The organism is Pseudomonas sp. CH61 (assembly GCF_059429415.1).
The window spans coordinates 934,024-953,397 of record NZ_CM182098.1; the positions used below are offsets into that span (position 1 = coordinate 934,024).

General features: G+C 60.8%; 16 protein-coding genes. 10 read left to right on the forward strand and 6 right to left on the reverse strand.

Translation table 11 applies throughout. From position 1 onward, the window contains the following. Positions 1–140: 140 nt before the first annotated feature. Complete coding sequence (gene arfB, locus AC5SEM_RS04255; protein WP_007920134.1) at positions 141–554, forward strand: alternative ribosome rescue aminoacyl-tRNA hydrolase ArfB; 414 nt, start codon at positions 141–143, stop codon at positions 552–554. Here the strand turns inward: arfB and AC5SEM_RS04260 are convergent. The 6 genes from AC5SEM_RS04260 to phhA all read right to left on the reverse strand — a co-directional run bounded on the left by AC5SEM_RS04260 (position 551) and on the right by phhA (position 4,967). Continuing rightward, positions 551–1,738, reverse strand: coding sequence for an MFS transporter (locus AC5SEM_RS04260; protein WP_176091702.1), 1,188 nt, complete (start codon positions 1,736–1,738; stop codon positions 551–553). The two genes, arfB and AC5SEM_RS04260, sit on opposite strands and share 4 nt — an antisense overlap. A gap of 114 nt (positions 1,739–1,852) precedes the next feature. After that, positions 1,853–2,035, reverse strand: coding sequence for a hypothetical protein (locus AC5SEM_RS04265; protein WP_025113527.1), 183 nt, complete (start codon positions 2,033–2,035; stop codon positions 1,853–1,855). Positions 2,036–2,104: 69 nt separating this feature from the next. Beyond that, positions 2,105–2,236 (reverse strand): hypothetical protein, encoded by a 132-nt coding sequence (locus tag AC5SEM_RS04270; protein WP_016987951.1) that lies wholly within the window; start codon positions 2,234–2,236, stop codon positions 2,105–2,107. Positions 2,237–2,508: 272 nt separating this feature from the next. After that, entirely contained in the window at positions 2,509–3,702 is a 1,194-nt protein-coding gene (locus tag AC5SEM_RS04275; RefSeq protein ID WP_077571626.1) for an amino acid aminotransferase, read from the reverse strand. Beyond that, entirely contained in the window at positions 3,702–4,058 is a 357-nt protein-coding gene (locus AC5SEM_RS04280; RefSeq protein ID WP_003222798.1) for a 4a-hydroxytetrahydrobiopterin dehydratase, read from the reverse strand. Before AC5SEM_RS04280 ends, AC5SEM_RS04275 begins: the two co-directional genes overlap by 1 nt. 117 nt (positions 4,059–4,175) lie before the next feature. Continuing rightward, positions 4,176–4,967 carry a phenylalanine 4-monooxygenase gene (phhA, locus tag AC5SEM_RS04285; protein ID WP_007920123.1) on the reverse strand — a complete coding sequence of 264 codons (792 nt, stop codon included), beginning with the start codon at positions 4,965–4,967 and terminating at the stop codon, positions 4,176–4,178. 387 nt (positions 4,968–5,354) lie between these two features. Here phhA and AC5SEM_RS04290 point away from each other — a divergent pair, with 387 nt between their 5' ends. The 9 genes from AC5SEM_RS04290 (at position 5,355) to AC5SEM_RS04330 (ending at position 19,319) form a co-directional block, all read left to right on the forward strand. After that, positions 5,355–6,914, forward strand: a complete 1,560-nt coding sequence (locus AC5SEM_RS04290) for a sigma-54-dependent transcriptional regulator (RefSeq protein ID WP_077571627.1) — start codon at positions 5,355–5,357, stop codon at positions 6,912–6,914. 311 nt (positions 6,915–7,225) lie between these two features. After that, positions 7,226–7,966, forward strand: a complete 741-nt coding sequence (locus AC5SEM_RS04295) for a flagellar basal body rod protein FlgF (protein ID WP_007920119.1) — start codon at positions 7,226–7,228, stop codon at positions 7,964–7,966. A gap of 45 nt (positions 7,967–8,011) precedes the next feature. Beyond that, complete coding sequence (gene flgG, locus AC5SEM_RS04300) at positions 8,012–8,797, forward strand: flagellar basal-body rod protein FlgG (RefSeq protein WP_007920118.1); 786 nt, start codon at positions 8,012–8,014, stop codon at positions 8,795–8,797. Positions 8,798–8,849: 52 nt separating this feature from the next. Next, positions 8,850–9,545 (forward strand): flagellar basal body L-ring protein FlgH, encoded by a 696-nt coding sequence (gene flgH / locus AC5SEM_RS04305; protein ID WP_038363773.1) that lies wholly within the window; start codon positions 8,850–8,852, stop codon positions 9,543–9,545. Between the two features lie 27 nt (positions 9,546–9,572). Further along, positions 9,573–10,661, forward strand: a complete 1,089-nt coding sequence (locus AC5SEM_RS04310) for a flagellar basal body P-ring protein FlgI (RefSeq protein WP_176091703.1) — start codon at positions 9,573–9,575, stop codon at positions 10,659–10,661. An 11-nt stretch (positions 10,662–10,672) separates the two neighbouring features. Continuing rightward, positions 10,673–11,965, forward strand: coding sequence for a flagellar assembly peptidoglycan hydrolase FlgJ (gene flgJ, locus AC5SEM_RS04315; protein ID WP_495472252.1), 1,293 nt, complete (start codon positions 10,673–10,675; stop codon positions 11,963–11,965). Positions 11,966–11,989: 24 nt separating this feature from the next. Further along, on the forward strand, positions 11,990–14,035 hold the full coding sequence (flgK, locus tag AC5SEM_RS04320) for a flagellar hook-associated protein FlgK (protein ID WP_495472253.1): 2,046 nt from the start codon (positions 11,990–11,992) through the stop codon (positions 14,033–14,035). 13 nt (positions 14,036–14,048) lie between these two features. Further along, on the forward strand, positions 14,049–15,617 hold the full coding sequence (locus tag AC5SEM_RS04325; protein WP_077571631.1) for a flagellar hook-associated protein 3: 1,569 nt from the start codon (positions 14,049–14,051) through the stop codon (positions 15,615–15,617). A gap of 108 nt (positions 15,618–15,725) precedes the next feature. Further along, entirely contained in the window at positions 15,726–19,319 is a 3,594-nt protein-coding gene (locus AC5SEM_RS04330) for a glycosyltransferase (protein WP_495472254.1), read from the forward strand. Positions 19,320–19,374 lie beyond the last annotated feature (55 nt).

Here is a 19,374-nt window from a genome sequence, read left to right on the forward strand (position 1 = left end):
GGGCGGCTGATCGATTTCTGCCAAATCGATGGCGATTGCACTGACCTCAGCGTGAACAGGCGAAGGTCTGCAGTGGATCTTCAGCAGGTTGTGGGTCTGTTTCGCGGTATCCTGCGCGTTCTGATTACGGACGTTTTTCCATGCTGGTGATTTCCAACAACGTGCATCTGCCGGATGCCGAGATCGAACTGACCGCCATCCGCGCGCAAGGCGCCGGTGGGCAGAACGTCAACAAGGTCTCCAGCGCCATGCACCTGCGCTTCGACATACCGGCCTCGTCGTTGCCCGAGTTCTACAAGGAGCGGTTGCTGGCGCTGCGTGACAGTCGCATCACCAGCGACGGCGTGTTGATCATCAAGGCCCAGCAATACCGCACGCAGGAAGCCAACCGTGCCGACGCGCTGGAGCGTCTGGTCGAGCTGATTCTCAGCGCGACCAAAGTCGAAAAGAAACGCCGTCCGACCAAACCGACCCTCGGCTCAAAGAAGCGCCGACTCGAATCGAAAACCAAGCGCGGCAGTATCAAGGCCGGGCGCGGCAAGGTGGATTTCTAGTCTTCGCGATACTTGGCGGTGTGCTTGTACAGATACACGCTCAGCGCCAATCCGCTTAGCGAGGCGAGGGCAGCGAAGAGGAAGATCGAGGCGAAACCGAAGCCCGCCGCAATCGCCCCGGCCAATGGCCCGGTGATCCCCAGCGACAAGTCGATGAACAGCGAGTAAGCGCCGACGGCTGCGCCGCGACTGGAGGCCGGCACCAGATTCACCGCTTCCACGCCCAGCGCCGGGAACACCAGCGAGAAACCAAACCCGCTCAATGCCGCTCCGGCCAGCGCCCAATGTGCGTCCGGCGCCAGCCACAACAGCAGCAGACCAAGGGTTTCCACCGACAGACAGGCAATCGCCACACGAAAGCCGCCGAGGCGGTTGATCAGGTTGCCGAACAACAGGCGCGCACCGATGAAGCTGGCGCCGAACAGGCTCAGGCACAGTACGGCGTTGTCCCAATGCTGGGTCGCGTAATACAGGGTGATGAAGGTGGCGATGGTGCCGAAGCCGATCGAACCCAGCGCGAGACCGCAGCCATGGGGAAACACTTTACCGAGCACATGCATGAACGGCAGACGCTCGCCGGCGACAATCGGTGCCGGCGTTTTCGGCCAGGCTAGCAACAGGCCCAGCGCGGCGAGCAGGATGATGCTGACGCCCATGCTCCACAGACCCAACTGGCCGACCAGCCACACACCGAACGGGGCGCCGACCGCCAGTGCGCCGTAACTGGCGATGCCGTTCCAAGAAATCACCTTGGCGGTGTTTGCTGCGCCGACCCGGCCAATGCCCCAGCCGATCGAGCCGGAGCCGACAAGGCTTTCCGCGCTGCCCAACACCAGCCGGCCGATCAACAGACTGATCAAACTGAGCATCGGCATGCTCGGTGTCCACGCCGAAATCAGCATGAACACACCGCTCAAACCACACCCGGCGAGGCCAATCATCACCGCGCGTTTGCTGCCTTGGTTGTCGATGATCTTGCCGGCGTACGGGCGGCTGAGCAGGGTGGCGAGGTATTGCACGCTGATCACCAGACCGGCAATCACCGCACCAAAGCCCAGATCACTGTGCACATAACCCGGCAACACCGCGAGCGGAATGCCGATGTTCAGGTAACCGATAAAGGTGAAGAGGACGATGGAAACGACTTGCAGCGTAACCGCCAGGGGGCGCTGGGGTTCTGGCATAGAGGATGACATGGGTAACGATCCACGGGAGCGGCAGATTAGATAGGCTGCTTATGATACCGGCGCGGACGGATCTGGGGCGGGAAAAGTAAAACTATTTGCCGGGAGGCTACTTCAGGATTTGGCCGGGGCAACCAGTTGTGTGGTGACCAGCGCCGCCAGGGCATTTTCTTCGCTGCCGAAACGGGCGAGCAGGGCGGCTTGTTTCTCGGGCGAGAGACGGTTCCAGATCTCGATCATTTTCTCGGTGGCGCCGATCAGTACGGCAGCTTGGCTTTCGGAGAATTCGTCGGTCATGGCGGGCTCGGGTTCAGGCAGTGTGGAAAGCGCATGTTAGCGCTTTCCACACGGTCTGTACGACGGGTCTTACTCTTCGTTGTCGGCCGGGCGGCTCTCAACGGCTTCTTTCGGCTCGGGCTGCCCCGCGCCGGCTTGTTGCGTGGTCGTCTGCTCAGGTACGTGCAGGCTTGGGAAGGGGAGATTAGGAATCTCGTGCATGGTTGCGCTCCTCGCTAAGTCTGTTGATAGATCTGGTAGATCCGCGCTTTTAGAAAGCCTGCGCAGGATACAGCAGGAAAAATGACAATCAGACTTTTAATTCAAATTAATGCGACAGATGGCCGCAGGGGGCGCAAAAACGAAAGGTCACCACAAAACAAATGTAGGAGTGAGCCTGCTCGCGATAGCGGTGTATCAGTCAACTAAGATGCTGGCTGATACACCGCTATCGCGAGCAGGCTCACTCCTACAGGGGTACTGCGGTGCTTTGACTATTTGCAGACGCTGGCGATGGCTTCGGCCAGCAGCGCGAGGCGGGTGGCGTCGATACCGGCGACGTTCGCCCGGCCCGAGCTGACCATGTACACGCTGTGATGCTCGCGCAGTTGCTTCACTTGCTCCGGCGACAGGCCGGTGTAAGAGAACATGCCGCGCTGCACACCAATGTGTGCAAAACGCTCGCGCAGGCCATGCGGTTCCAGCGCTTCAACCAGGCCGCTGCGCAGTTGCGCAATGCGCAGACGCATGGCTTCCACTTCATCGGCCCAGCGCGCTTTCAGCTCCGGGTCGGCGAGGATGGTCGCGACCACTGCCGCGCCGTGATCCGGCGGCGTCGACCACAGGTTGCGGGCGATGTTGGCCAGTTGGCTGCGGATGTCGATGAGCTTGTCGGCGGTTTTCGCGCAGACGATCAGCGCACCGGTGCGGTCGCGGTACAGGCCGAAGTTCTTCGAGCAGGAACTGGTGATCAGCAGCTCAGGCACCTCGGCCGCGAACAAGCGGGTCGACCACGCATCCTGCTCCAGACCGTCGCCAAAACCCTGGTAGGCAAAGTCGATCAGCGGCAGCAGGTTGCGGCTGCGCACCACATCGAGCACACGCTGCCAGTCGTCATGGCTCAAGTCAAAACCGGTCGGGTTGTGGCAGCACGCGTGGAGCAGCACCACATCACCTTTCGGTACTTCGTTGAGTACGGCGAGCATGGCGTCGACGTCGAGGCGGTTGTCACTGCCCACGTACGGGTAGTGACTGACCTTGACCCCGGCCGCGGCGAAAATGGTTTCGTGGATCGGCCAGGTCGGGTTGCTCAGCCATACGCCTTTGCCCGGCAGGCACTGGGCGATGAAGTCGGCAGCCAGACGCAGGGCACCGGTGCCGCCCGGGGTCTGGGTGGCGCCGGCGCGCTGTTCGGCGATCAGCTTCGAGTCGGCGCCAAGTACCAGCTCATTGATGACTTTGCCGAACAGCGGGTTGCCGTGGCCACCGATGTAAGTCTTGGTGTCCTGGCTTTCGACGAGGCGCGCTTCAGCGATTTTCACCGCTTCCGGGATCGGCGTCAGGCCCTGGGCGTCCTTGTAGACGCCAACGCCCAAGTCGAATTTGCGCGGGTTGCTGTCCTGCGCATACGCCTCCATCAAGCCGAGGATCGGGTCGCCGGGTACCCGGCCGATGGCGTCGAAATGCATTACTTGCGTCCTTCTGCAGTCTTGGCCACTTCGTCAGTGCGCGCGGCCATGATGAAGTCGTTGCGGTGCAGGCCTTTGATCGAGTGGCTCCACCAGGTCACGGTGACTTTACCCCACTCGGTCAGCAGGCCCGGATGGTGACCTTCGGCCTCGGAGATCTCGCCGACCGCGTTGGTGAAGGCCAGCGCGTGCTTGAAGTTCTTGAACAGGAAGACCTTCTCCAGTTGCATGATGCTGTCACGTACTTCGATGTTCCAGTCAGGGATCTGCTTGATCAGAATCGGCAGTTCCTCGTCGCTGACTTGTGGCGCATCGGCGCGGCAGGCTTCGCAGTGGGCTTGGTTCAAAGTGGACATGGTGTATTCCTGAAATCGAGTGTGTTTTTTTTATTAAAGCGTTTGAGCCGTCAATGCCGTCACGCTAAACCAAAGTGGCGGCGACTGACAGGCTCAATTGTCAGCAAAAGTCGCGGTTCACGCGGCTTTCGGTTTCGGCGGAAATTTCGGTGCGTGCAGGCCCAGCTGCATGCCTTGGCGAACCATGGCCATGATGTCTTCATGGGCCACGTCGAACAGACGCTTGAGGTTCGGCAGGACAAAGTACAGCGGTTGCAGGATGTCGATGCGATACGGCGTGCGCATGGCTTCGAGCGGGTCGAAGGCCTGATGTTCAGGCTCGTCCGACAGCGAATAAACGGTTTCTTTCGGCGAGGACAGGATGCCGCCACCGTAGATGCGTTTGCCCTGCGGGGTGTCGACCAGGCCGAACTCGATGGTCATCCAGTACAGACGCGCCAGATAAACGCGTTCTTCCTTGGTGGCCTGTAGGCCGAGCTTGCCGTAGGTGTGGGTGAATTCGGCGAAGTACGGGTTGGTCAGCAGCGGGCAGTGACCAAAGATCTCGTGGAAAATATCCGGCTCTTGCAGGTAGTCCAGCTCTTCGCGGGTACGAATAAAGGTCGCGACCGGAAATTGCTTGCTGGCCAGCAGTTCAAAAAACGTCTGGAAGGGGATCAGTGCCGGAACGCGGGCGACCTGCCAACCGGTGGTTTCGCCGAGCACCTTGTTGATCTCGCCGAGTTGCGGAATGCGGTCGTGGGGCAGACCGAGTTTTTCGATACCGTCCAGGTACTCCTGGCAGGCACGCCCTTCGATCACTTTCAACTGGCGAGTGATCAGCGTGTTCCACACCGCGTGTTCTTCGGCGGGGTAGTCGATAAAACCTTGCGCATCGGGCTCGCGGGCCACGTATTGCGTCTGCTTCATACTGCTCTCCTGCTAGGGGAATTCGTTCTTGTTATGTCCAGCGATGGATTCAGAATTACCTGAGAGCGGGTTGATGTGCAGCAGGTTGAATGGCCTGTGCGTAGGAAATTTCTCTGTAATTCGTAAAGTTATCGTTACGGTTTGACCGCCGTCGCGCATTTTCGGTGATTTTCAGGTTTGAAAAGCCTGGTGCCTGTCACATAATCTTGACAACTATCTACGCGCCTCGGCAGAAAAGTCGTGGCGCTATCCCTTGTGCGAGCGAGCCTGCTCGCGAATGCGATTTGTCTGACACATTAATGTTGAATGTGCCGCCGTCTTCGCGAGCAGGCTCGCTCCCACAGGTTTTGTATTTAACCTTATGACTGGTTTAGCGGGTTTTCTCCTATGCGCATCAAAGTCCACTGCCAGAACCGCATCGGCATCCTGCGCGACATCCTCAATCTGTTGGTGGCGTACGGGATCAACGTCGCGCGCGGTGAGGTCGGTGGTGAGCACGGCAATGCGATCTACCTGCACTGCCCGAATCTGATCAATATCCAGTTCCAGGCGCTGCGACCGAAATTCGAGGCGATCGCTGGGGTGTTCGGCGTCAAGCGGGTAGGGCTGATGCCCAGCGAACGACGGCACATGGAGTTGAACGCCTTGCTCGGCGCGCTGGAGTTTCCGGTGTTGTCGATCGACATGGGCGGCTCGATCGTCGCCGCCAACCGCGCGGCGGCGCAGTTGCTCGGTGTACGGGTCGATGAAGTGCCGGGGATTCCGCTGTCGCGTTACGCCGAGGATTTCGATTTGCCAGAGCTGGTGCGCGCCAACAAATCGCGAATCAACGGCATGCGGGTCAAGGTCAAGGGCGACATCTTTCTGGCTGACATCGCGCCACTGCAATCGGAGCACGACGACAGTGAAGCGATGGCCGGCGCGGTGTTGACCTTGCACCGCGCCGACCGCGTAGGCGAGCGCATCTACAACGTGCGCAAGCAGGAGCTGCGTGGCTTCGACAGCATCTTCCAGAGCTCCAAAGTCATGGCCGCCGTCGTGCGTGAAGCGCGGCGTATGGCCCCGCTGGATGCACCGCTGTTGATTGAAGGCGAAACCGGCACCGGCAAGGAATTGCTCGCGCGTGCCTGTCACCTCGCCAGCCCGCGCGGGCAGTCGCCGCTGATGGCGCTCAACTGCGCAGGCCTGCCGGAGTCGATGGCCGAGACCGAGCTGTTCGGCTACGGCCCCGGCGCCTTCGAAGGGGCGCGGGCCGAAGGCAAGCTCGGCCTGCTGGAATTGACGGCGGGCGGCACGCTGTTTCTCGATGGTGTTGGCGAAATGAGCCCGCGCTTGCAGGTGAAGTTGCTGCGCTTTCTACAGGACGGTTGTTTCCGTCGCGTTGGCAGTGATGAAGAGGTTTACCTGGATGTGCGGGTGATCTGCGCCACCCAGGTGGACTTGTCCGAACTGTGCGCACGCGGCGAGTTTCGCCAGGATTTGTATCACCGCTTGAACGTGCTCTCGCTGCACATCCCGCCGCTGCGCGAATGCCTCGACGGACTGACGCCGCTGGTCGAGCACTTTCTCGATCAGGCCAGTCGGCAGATCGGTTGCTCGCTGCCGAAACTGGCACCGGCAGCGATGGATCGGCTCAGTCATTACCACTGGCCGGGCAACGTGCGGCAGTTGGAAAACGTTTTGTTCCAGGCGGTTTCACTGTGCGATGGCGGCACGGTGAAGGCCGAACATATTCGGCTGCCGGATTACGGCGTGCGTCAGCCGCTTGGTGATTTTTCGCTGGAAGGTGGCTTGGACGAAATTGTCGGGCGCTTCGAGAAAGCGGTGCTGGAGCGGTTGTATTCCGAGCATCCGAGCAGTCGGCAGTTGGGTAAGCGACTTGGGGTTTCACACACCACCATTGCCAACAAGCTGCGTGAATATGAAGTCGGCAAAACCGAGTCGTAGCCCAAACATGTGTGGGTAGTGATGGCCTCTTCGCGAGCAGGCTCGCTCCCACATTTGAAATGCATTCCCCTGTGGGAGCGAGCCTGCTCGCGAAAGCGATAGTCCAGGCAACACCAGCGCCAGACTTTGCCACCTACCGGCATAACACCGCCGGTTTTTCGACTTCGATACATTTCCAATTCCCCCGCAAGATCCTCCAAGTCCTTTGTTTACCGGGTCTTTGTGCGCCAGAAAAAAGTTGGTCTGCAAATTGCTTATGGCTCAGCAGTACAGCGGTGGGCGGCAAACGTCCGGCATGCAGAGGAAAGAGTGTGGACAAGTACCTTTATGTGGCAATGACCGGCGCCAGCCAGAACGCACTGGCGCAGAAGGCTCATGCCAACAACCTGGCGAACATCTCCACCAACGGTTTTCAGCGCGACCTGGAGCAGGCGCGTTCGATGCCGGTGTTCGGTGACAGCTTTCCGGCGCGTGCGTTTGCCATGAGCGAACGGCCCGCCACTGATTTCACCCCAGGCTCGCTGGTGCAGACCGGTCGTGATCTCGACGTCGCCGTGACCGGCAACGGTTTCATTGCCGTGCAGAACCCGAACGGCGGCGAAAGCTACGTGCGCACCGGCAGCCTCAACGTTGACGCCCTCGGCGTTCTGCGCGCCGGCAACGGCATGCCGGTGATCGGCAATGGCGGTCCGATCGCCGTGCCGCCCGAGCAGCAGATCGAAGTCGGTGAAGACGGCACCATCAGTATTCGTGCGATGGGCGAAGGCCCGCGTGTCATGGCGGAAGTCGACCGGATCAAACTGGTCAACCCGGACATCAAGAACATGAACAAGGGCCTCGACGGCTCGATCTACACCAAGGACGGCCAGCCGGCGCCGGCCGATGCCAACGTCAAACTGGTGTCGGGTTTCCTTGAGTCGAGCAACGTCAACGCCGTCGAAGAGATGACTTCGGTGCTGGCATTGGCCAAGCAGTTCGAGTTGCACGTCAAGATGATGAACACCGCCAAAGACGACGACCAGGCCATGGCTCGGGTCTTGCAGATCAGCTAATTATCAGAACGTCGCGCCGAAAATCAGGCGCACGAGGAGAATCGAATGCTTCCGGCTCTATGGGTTGCCAAAACCGGTCTGTCCGCCCAGGACACCAACCTGACCACCATTTCCAACAACCTGGCGAACGTGTCGACCACGGGTTTCAAACGTGATCGCGCCGAGTTCCAGGACTTGCTCTATCAGATCAAGCGTCAGCCAGGCGCTCAGTCGACCCAGGACAGCGAACTGCCGTCGGGTCTGCAACTGGGTACTGGTGTGCGCATCGTCGGCACTCAGAAAAACTTCACCGCCGGCAGTCTGCAAACCACCGAGCAGCCGCTGGATATGGCCATCGACGGTCGCGGTTTCTTCCAGATTCTGCAGCCGGACGGCACCACGTCCTACACCCGTGACGGTACCTTCCACCTCGATTCCAACGGCCAGATCGTTAACGCCAGCGGTTTCGCTCTGGAACCGGCCATCGTCATTCCGAACGATGCCCAGACCTTCACCGTCGGCCGTGACGGCACGGTGTCCATCACTGTCGCTGGCAACGCCGCGTCGCAGGTGATCGGCAACCTGCAAACCGCCGACTTCATCAACCCGGCCGGTCTGCAAGCCGTGGGCAACAACCTGTTCCTGGAAACCGCCGCTTCCGGCGCGCCGCAAGTCGGCACCCCGGGTCTGGCCGGTTTCGGTACCACCCTGCAGAACACCCTGGAAACCTCCAACGTCAGCACTGTTGAAGAGATGGTCAACATGATCACCACTCAGCGCGCTTACGAGATGAACTCCAAGGTGATCTCCACCGCTGACCAGATGCTCTCGTTCGTAACGCAGAATCTGTAATCAAGTCTATGAGGCGGCCATGAGGTCGCCTGCAACACCGTGAGGTAGGGTCATGAATCGCTTTGTATCTGTTCTGGCATTGAGTGGGGTCGTCTCGCTCGCGGGCTGCGTCGCCCCGACGCCCAAGCCCAATGACCCTTACTACGCCCCGGTGTTGCCGCGCACGCCGTTGCCGGCTGCGGCCAATAACGGCTCGATCTATCAGGCCGGCTTCGAGCAGAACCTGTACAGCGACCGCAAGGCTTTCCGGGTCGGTGACATCATCACCATCACCCTGAACGAGCGCACGCAGGCGAGCAAGAACGCCAACTCGCAGATGGACAAGAACAGCGACAACAAGGTCGGTCTGACCTCGTTGTTCGGCTCCAGCCTGACCACCAACAACCCGATCGGCGGCAACGACCTGAGTCTGAACGCCGGCTACAGTGCCGACCGCTCGACCAAGGGCGACGCCAAGTCCGGGCAGAGCAACAGCCTGACCGGTTCGATCACCGTGACCGTCGCTGACGTGCTGCCCAACGGCATCATCGCCGTGCGTGGCGAGAAGTGGCTGACGCTGAACACCGGTGACGAACTGGTGCGCATCGCCGGTCTGGTGCGCGCCGATGACATCGCCACGGACAACACTGTGTCGTCGACCCGGGTCGCCGATGCACGCATCACCTACTCGGGTACCGGCGCGTTTGCCGATACGAGTCAGCCAGGCTGGTTCGACCGTTTCTTCCTCAGCCCGCTGTTCCCTTTCTAGGTGGCTACGTTGAATTTCAAGAGCCTCATGCTGGCTGCGGCGTTGATGTCCGCAGCCTTTGGTGCCCACGCCGAGCGGCTGAAAGATATCGCCAGCATTTCCGGCGTGCGTTCCAACCAGTTGATCGGTTACGGCCTGGTGGTCGGGCTTAACGGCACCGGTGACCAGACGACGCAAACCCCGTTCACCCTGCAGACCTTCAACAACATGCTCTCGCAGTTCGGCATCAAGGTGCCGCCGGGATCGGGCAACGTGCAGTTGAAAAACGTCGCGGCAGTGTCGATCAGTGCTGACTTGCCGGCGTTCGCCAAGCCTGGTCAGCAGGTCGACATCACGGTGTCCTCGATCGGTAACTCCAAGAGCCTGCGCGGCGGCACACTGCTGCTGACCCCGCTCAAGGGTATCGACGGCAACGTCTACGCGGTCGCTCAGGGCAACCTGGTGGTTGGCGGTTTCGACGCCGAGGGCCGTGACGGTTCGAAGATCACCGTCAACGTTCCGTCGGCCGGTCGCATCCCTGGCGGTGCTTCGGTGGAGCGTTCGGTGCCGAGCGGTTTCAATCAGGGCAACAGCCTGACGCTGAACCTCAACCGTTCCGACTTCACCACGGCCAAACGTATCGTCGACAAGATCAACGACATGCTCGGCCCTGGCGTTGCGCAAGCCATCGACGGCGGTTCGATCCGGGTCACCGCGCCGCTCGATCCGAGCCAGCGCGTCGACTACTTGTCGATCCTGGAAAACCTTGAAGTCGATCCGGGTCAGGCAGTGGCGAAAGTCATCATCAACTCGCGTACCGGCACCATCGTCATCGGCCAGAACGTGAAAGTGTCGCCAGCCGCCGTGACCCACGGCAGCCTGACCGTGACCATCACCGAAGACCCGATCGTCAGCCAGCCCGGCCCTCTGTCCAATGGTCAGACCGCTGTCGTGCCGCGCTCGCGGGTGAATGCCGAGCAGGAAGCCAAGCCGATGTTCAAGTTCGGCCCGGGTACCACCCTCGACGAGATCGTCCGTGCGGTGAACCAGGTCGGCGCGGCACCGGGTGACTTGATGGCGATCCTTGAAGCTCTGAAGCAGGCCGGCGCGTTGCAAGCCGACCTGATCGTGATCTGAGGCCGACCCTTATGGACATGCGCAAAAGCGGTCTGGTCAGCAGCAGCGATTCGGGTTCCTACTCGGACCTCAATCGCCTGAACCAGCTCAAGGTCGGCGACAAGAACAGCGATGCGAACCTGCGCAAAGTGGCGCAGGAATTCGAATCGCTGTTCCTCGGCGAGATGCTCAAGTCGATGCGCTCGGCGACCAACGCCTTGGGTGAAGACAATCCGCTGAACACGCCGGCGGCCAAGCAGTATCAGGAAATGTACGACCAGCAACTGGCCGTTTCCATGTCCCGCGAGGGCGGTGGTATCGGTCTGGCCGACGTGCTGATGCGGCAGATGTCGAAGAACAAACCGCTGGCACCGGGTGAGGCTGCGGCCGCGTCCGCTGCCAAGCAGGAAGAGGCCAAGGCGAAAGCTGCGGCCGTGGTCACACCGGTTGCCGCTGGCACCGTTGCTACCAACGGCTCGTTGTCGCGTCTCAATGGCGAGCGCCCGTTGTGGGCATCGCGTTCGGTGAACGCGCCGAACACGCAACTCGCTCATCGCAATGACATGGAAATGATCAACCAGCGTCGTCTGGCCTTGCCACCGAAACTGGCCGATCGTTTGCTTGCCGGGCTGGTGCCCTCAGCTACGCCGGCAGCCGCCACGCAGTTGCCGCCGCGCGCGACCACCGCCGCCACCACCGGCGCCGGCCCGTTGTACAACGGCGACTGGCTGGCGCGCGCCGAGGGCGAAAAAGCCTCGGGCGCACAGATGCAGGTCTACGGTCGCGCCATGGCGCAGATTCCGCTGGCACCGGCGAAAAAAGCCTTCAGTTCCGCCGACGAATTCGTCAACACCATGCTGCCGATGGCCAAGGAAGCGGCCGACCGTATCGGCGTCGATCCGCGTTATCTGGTGGCGCAAGCGGCGCTGGAAACCGGTTGGGGCAAGTCGGTCATGCGTGCCCAGGATGGCAGTAGCAGCCACAACCTGTTCGGCATCAAGGCGAGCAGCAACTGGAAGGGCGATTCGGCCCGGGCGATCACCAGCGAGTTCCGCAATGGCGAGATGGTCAAGGAGACGGCCGAGTTCCGTTCCTACGCCTCGTACAAGGACAGCTTCCACGATCTGGTGACTTTGCTGCAGTCCAATAATCGCTATCAAGATGTCGTGAAGTCTGCCGATAACCCAGAACAGTTTGTACGCGAGTTGCAAAAGGCCGGTTACGCCACCGACCCGAACTACGCAAGCAAGATTTCGCAGATTGCCAAGCAGATGAACAGTTTCCAAAACTACGCTGCGGCGGGTGTCTCCACCACGCCTTTATAAGGCACAAGGTATAAGGTCTGAACCATGAGTTTGCTCAATATCGGGATGTCGGGACTGACGGCCAGCCAGTCCTCTTTGGCTACGACAGGCAACAACATTGCCAACGTCGACACCGCCGGTTATTCACGCCAGCAAACCGTGCAGGGCACCAAATCCTCGCAGCAGTACGGCACCGTGTTTATCGGCACCGGCACGACCCTGGCTGACGTTCGCCGGGTCTACAACTCTTACCTGGAATCCCAGCTGCACACGGCAACTTCGCTCAACAGCGAAGCAGCGTCATACCTCGCGCAGGCGACGCCGCTGGACTCCACGTTGTCCGACACCAACACCGGCCTGACCGGTGTGCTGCAAAAGTTCTTCACGACGATGCAGGGCGTGTCGACGTCTGCGACCGATGACACCTCGCGTCAATCGGTGCTGACCGGTGCGCAAGCGCTGACCAGCCGCTTCAACTCCATCGCCAAACAGCTCAACGACCAGAACACCACCATCAACGGCAGCCTTGGCGACATGGCGGCCCAGGTGAACAAGCTGGCCACCTCGATTGCCAACCTGAACCAGAAGATCGGTGAGATCTCCACCAGCGGTGGTGCGCCGAACGATTTGCTCGACAGCCGTAACGAAGCCGTGCGCCAGTTGTCCGAGCTGACCGGCGCGCAGGTCGTCGAGCGCGGCAGCAGCTTCGACATCTACGTCGGTAGCGGCCAGCCCCTGGTCATTGGCAACTCCGCCAACTCCCTGAGCACTGTGCCGCTCAAGGATGATCCATCGCGCATGGGCATCCAGATGGATCGCGGCTCGAGCACCATCGACATCACCTCGGTGATCAGCGGTGGCGAAATCGGTGGTCTGCTGACTTATCGCAAAGAAGTTCTCGATCCGTCGCTCAATGAGCTGGGCCGTGTGGCCCTGGTGATCGCTGATCAGGTCAACAGCCAGCAAGCCCAGGGCATCGACAAGAACGGTGACTTCGGCGCAGCGCTGTTCAACAACATCAACAGTGCCGCGCTGATCAGCCAGCGCAGCATCGCGAAGGATGGCAACAGCGCAGGTTCGGGCAACCTCGATGTGACCATCAAGGACAGCGGCAAGCTGACCACCAGCGATTATCAGGTCACGTTCACCAGCGCCACCGACTACTCGGTCAAGCGCTCCGACGGTACCGATCTGGGCACCTTCAGCACCACCACCAATCCGCCGCCAGTGATCGACGGTTTCACCCTTGCGCTCAAGGGTGGGGCGTTGAGTGCCGGTGACAGCTTCAAAGTGACGCCGACCCGCAATGCGGCCGCGAGCATCCAGACGGTGCTCACCGATCCGAAGAAAATTGCTGCGGCCGGTCCGTTGACCGGTGTGGCCAGCGCCAACGGTCTGGGCAATTACACCCAGCCGACACTCAGCTCCAAAATCGATATCTACAACCCGACTGCCCAGGCTGACATGCAGGCGGCGCTGAAAAACTCGACGCCGGTCAAACTGGTGTTCGGTGCGGTCTCCGGGGGCAGCCAGTCTTACACTTTTGTGGATGCCAAGGGCGGCCTCATCAGCAGCGGCACCATCGTTCCCGGTCAATCGAACACGCTGGACCTGAAAGTCGGCATCGTCGATGCCAGCGGCAACCCGGTACTGGACACCAGCGTCACGCCGAACGTGCAGAAAACCTTCTCGGTGCAGACCACCGTTGGCGGCACGCCGAAGCCGGGCGAAACCTTCACCATGAACCTGACCGGTGCGGCGTCTTCGGACAACCGCAACGCGCAAGCGCTGGTTGGCCTGCAAACTGCGCAGACCGTCGATACCGGTTCGGCGAGCAAGGGCATCAGCCTGACCGACGCCTACAACAAGCTGGTGACCAACGTCGGTACCAAAACCGCTCAAGGCAAGTCCGACAGCACCGCGACCACAGCGATACTGGATAACGCCAAAGGCGCGCGCGACTCGCTGTCCGGGGTCAACCTGGATGAAGAAACCGGCAACCTGGTCAAATACCAGCAGTACTACACAGCGTCCTCGCAGATCATCAAAGCTGCGCAGGAAACTTTCGCCACGCTGATCAACAGCCTTTAAGGAGTCGTAATTCATGCGCATTTCCACCGCCCAGTATTACGGCACGCAAGCGTCGGACTATCAACGTAACTTCAACAAGGCTGTGGCTACCGCCAGCGAGGCGAGCAGTCTGCAGCGCATCACCAACGCCTCCGATGATCCGATCGGCGCCGGTCGGTTGCTGCAACTGGGCCAGCAGGCCGCGATGCTGGATCAGTACAAGACCAACGTCGACACCACCAAGAATTCGTTGAATGTGCAGGAGTCCACGCTGGATTCCATCACCACCGCACTGGCGCGCGCCAAGGAACTCGCCCTGGCCGCCAACACCGGCACGCGTACCGACAAGGATCGCCAGGCTTACGCTGCGGAACTGAGTCAGATCCAGCAACAAGTGCTGGGCCTGATGAACTCCAAGGATGCCAACGGCAACTACATGTTCTCCGGTTCGAAGACCGATACCGCGCCGTACTCACAGAATGCCGACGGCACTTACACCTACAACGGTGACCAGACCACGATCAACCTGGGCATCGGCGACGGTATGACGGTCGGTACCAACACCACCGGTTGGGATGCCTTTCAGCAGACCATCAACACCGGCCGCACCAGCACCAACATGACGGCTCCGGCAGTGGATGACGGCCGTGTCGTGCTGTCCAGCGGTACCGTTGGCAATGTTGCCACGTACAACTCCAAGTTCTCCGGTGGTCAGCCGTACACCGTTAGCTTCGTCAGCAGCACCCAGCTGCAAATTACCGACGCGCTGGGTAACGACGTGACGGCCGAAGCCAGCCAGAATGGCGCGATCGTCAACACCACCGGCACCAACCAGACGGTCAGTTTCCGTGGTGTCGACCTGAAGCTGAACATCAACCTGAAAGCGGGTGACACCAACCCGGACGCGGTCATTGCCGGACACAGCTTCCAGTTGTCGACCCAGCCGGATTCGTTCACCACCGCGCGCAGCCCGGGTAACCCGTCTACTGCGGTGATTACCGGTTCGACCATCACCGACCAGTCGGCCTATACAAACGCCTTCCCGCAAGGCGGCGCGGTGCTCAAGTTCACCAGCGCCACGGCGTTCGATCTGTATGCGGCGCCAGTCACTGCGGACAGCAAACCCGTGTCGTCCGGCACCGTGGCTGGCGGCAACGCGACCGCTGCGGGCGTGACTTTCGCGCTGGGCAACACGCCGGCCGCTGGCGATCAGTTCTCGATCCAGCCGAACAATCACCAGACCCAGAACGTGCTCGACACCCTGGGCCAGATGATTACGGCGTTGAATATGCCGATCGACGGTGATGATGTTGCCAAGCAGAAGTTTCAGGGTGTCATGGAGTCGGGTCTCGGCAACATCGACGCCGCCACCAACCAGATTGGCGCTTCTGTCACCACCATTGGTGCCCGTGGCCAGGCGCTGGAGATGCAAACCGCGACCAACCAGAGCCTGAGCACGGCGAACACCACGACCCAAGGCTCGATCCGTGATTCGGATCCCGCCGAAGTCATGACCCGCCTGACCCTGCAGCAGACCATGTTGCAAGCCGCGCAGTTGGCGTTCAGCAAGATCAGCCAGTTGGGTCTGTTCAACAAGATCTGACGGTTAACGGGCGTGTGAGCGCCCGTTTGCTCTATCCCTCAAGTAATGTTTTTTGCGGTTTCAAGGGCTCGCTTTACCGAGCGGGCTCGTACCGCCTGTGAGCCCGCCGTGAATTCACTCCCTCTCGTCAGCCTTGTCATTCCCGCCTTCAATCCACGCTTTTTCGAGCGTGCGTTGCGCAGCGCCGTCGGCCAAGGCTATGGCCATCTGGAAATCATCGTTTGCGATGACAGTCGTGGCATCGAGATTGAAACCATCGTCTCGAATGTCGGCGAGGAGACCGGCGTCGCCGTGCGTTATGTACGCAACCCGCGCACGTTGGGACTGGTCGGCAACCTGAAAGCCTGCCTGGATCAGGCGCAGGGCGAATTCATCAAGTTTCTGTGTGACGATGATCTGCTCTATTCCGCCTGTATCGAGCAGCAGGCGCACGAGATGCGCCGCGCCGAGGTCAGTCTGGTGCTGGCCCAGCGACTGCTCTGGGACGCGAACGACATCATCCTGCCTGCGCGTCTGGAAAACACTTCGCTGTCGCCGGTCAGTGGCCTGTTCAAGGGTGACGATCTACTGGCGATATTCGAAAAATTCCCGGTCAACGTTCTCGGCGGATTCAGCAACGCGCTGTTTCGCCGCGCGGACGTCGCCGAGCTGCTGCCGGCATTGACCGAGGAGGGCGGCTGCTTCGTCGCGAGCCTGGATTTCGCCTTGTATATCTGCCTGCTGCGCCGCGGCAACCTGGCGGTGTCGAACAATGTACTGAGCGCCGAGCGCCTTTATCCGGAGCGGCTGAGTGCGCAACAACCGATGAAGGACGCGATGGACGTCGAGCGCGAGTGGCTCTCGCAAATGCTCAAAGTCCGCAACGGTGAGTCGGCGCCGGCGCCAGGCTGGGTGCGTTACATCCCGCTGGCAAAGGCTGATGAGTCGCCAAGGGTTTGGGATGAGCTGCCGTTGAGTCGCACCCTGGGTTCCCGGCAGAGCCGCCAGGAGTGTGGCGTCGGGGTGGACAGCCTGAGTTTCGGCGAGCTTTATGCGCAATGGCTGGAGTGCCGGGTGCTGACCGAAGGGCAGCGCAAGATGCTGCCGGAAACCATCGCCGGTTGGTCGCACCAGCCGCGAATCGTGCCGGTCATCATCGACGACAAAGGCAGTCGCGCCGGTGTAGAGCGTACGCTGGAGGCCCTGGCCAATCAGGATTACCCGGCGGAACTGGTGCTGGTACTGTCCGCCTCCTGCTCCGAAGCGGAGCTGGATGGCCGTGTGTTTCGACTGCCGCTGCAAGACGACGGGCTGGAGCAGCTCAACACCTTGCTGCCGCAACTGGAAGGCGCCGACTGGTTCTACCTGCTGCAACCCGGTGATCGCCCGGTGGCTACGGCGTTGCTGATCATGGCTGACCGGATCGCGCATTCGCGGACTTTCACTTGCCTGTACAGCGACGAAGGCAGTCTGCGCAATGGCGAGTCGGCAGAGCCTGCGTTCAAGCCGGATTTCAACCTCGACCTCATGCGCAGCTACCCCTACGTCGGGCGGGCGCTGGCGTTCAAGCGCGAGCGGGTTCTGGAGTTGGGAGGGCTGGCGTCTGACTTTGCCCAACTGGCGCCTCACGACCTGCTCTGGCGGATGGTCGAGAACGACGGCACTCAGGTGGTCGGGCATATCGCCGAAGTGTTGCTCGAATCGAAATTCGATCTGTCCCAATGGCTCACCGATGCGGGTGTGCTGGAACAGAATCCACGGCTGCTCGATGCGCATCTGCAGCGTTTGGGGATTGCCTACGAGACCCGGCGTGAGGGCCGTGAGCTGCTCAATCGGGTCGATTATCGTCACGCCCGCCGCCCGTTGGTCTCGGTGATCATCGTCGCTCAGGATCAGACGGCAGCCTTGCAGCGTTGTGTCGAAACGCTGCTGGAAAAAACCGCTTACACCGAGTACGAAATTCTCCTGGTCGATAGCGGTAGTGAAACCGCCGAGGCGCGGGCCTGGCTCGACGGCATGGGACAGTTGGGCGGTGAGCGGATTCGTGTGTTGCGCTGCCTGCAAAAGAACAACCCTGCCGCCATTCACAACTTTGCCGTGAGCCAGGCGCGTGGCGAGTACGTGTTGCTGCTCAACGCTTTTGCGGTGATCACTCAAGCCGATTGGCTCGACGAATTGCTCAATCATGCGCAGCGCCCGGAAGTCGGAGTGGTCGGCGCCAAGTTGTTCGATCCGGACGGCGGGATCTTGCATGCCGGCCTGATTCTCGGTTTGCAGGGGCCGGCCGGGCTGCCGTTCCTGGGGCAACCGATGCAGTCGGAGGGCTATATGTTCCGACTGCAGGCGGTGCAGGATCTGAGCGCCGTCGGCGGTGACTGCCTGATGGTTCGCAAGTCGGTCTTCGAGGAGGTCGCGGGGCTCGACGAGCAGGACTTGAAGATCGCGTACAACGTCGTGGATCTGTGCCTGCGTATCGGCCGCGAAGGTTACCTGGTGGTGTGGAATCCGCATGCCAGGCTGGCGCTGGGCACACGCCCGAGCGCCGTGGCAACGAGCGAAGAGCAACAACAGCACGAGCGCGAGCAGGATACTTTTTACCAGCGCTGGTTGCCGCTGATTGCGCGCGATCCGGCCTACAACGTCAACCTTGCGCTACAGGGGATCGGGGCCACCAACTTCAGTCTCGAACCGGGTCTGCTGAGCGGCTGGCGTGCGTTTTCCAAGTCGAGTCTGCCCAACGTGCTCGTGGTACCGATCAACGCCTCTGCCATCGGCCATTACCGCATGAGTCAGCCGATGATCGAGCTGGAGGCGGCCAACCGGGTCGAGGGGCGCATCTGTTACGGCTTGCCGTCGATCGTCGACATTGAGCGTCAGGCGCCCGACGTGATTGTGCTGCAGGGGCGCTACTCGGAGCACGCCATCGATGAAATCCCGCCCCTGAAGAAGTATTTCAGCGCCCGGCGTATTTTCGAACTGGATGACTATGTCATCGACGTTCCTCATCGCAATGCCCACATCCGCAACATGCCGAACAAGCAGGACATGGAGCGCATGGTGCGTCGAGCGATCGGCCTCTGCGATCGGGTGGTCGTGTCGACGCAGCCACTGGCCAATGCGCTGTCGGACATGCACCACGACATTCGTGTGGTGCCGAACATGCTCGCCAAAGACCTCTGGAGCAACCTGCGCAGCCAGCGGCGTACGTCGAAAAAGCCACGGGTCGGTTGGGGCGGTGGTACCAGTCACCACGGCGACCTGGCCGTGATTGCGGAGGTGGTTCGCGAGCTGGCCAATGAAGTCGACTGGGTGTTCTTCGGCATGTGCCCGGATGACCTGCGTCCGTACATGCATGAATTCCACGGGGTGATCCCGCTTGACGTGTATCCGGCGAAACTGGCCAGCCTCAACCTCGATCTGGCCCTCGCACCGCTGGAGTTCCACATCTTCAACGACTGCAAGAGCAACCTGCGGCTGCTGGAGTACGGCGCTTGCGGCTACCCGGTGATCTGCACTGACACCGAAGCCTATCGCGGCTACCTGCCGTGTACGCGGGTCAAGACCAACACCACCGATGAGTGGCTGCAGGCGATCCGCATGCACCTGGCCGATCCGGATGCCAGCTATCGCATGGGCGACGAGTTGCGTGAGGTGGTGTTGCGCGATTACGTGCTGCGTGGCGATAACCTGCGCTATTGGGAAAATGGCTGGCTGGCGGACTGATCCGCCCGCAGGTATCAAAAACTCGACCTTTAAAGTGAATGCCAGTCAGCCTGTC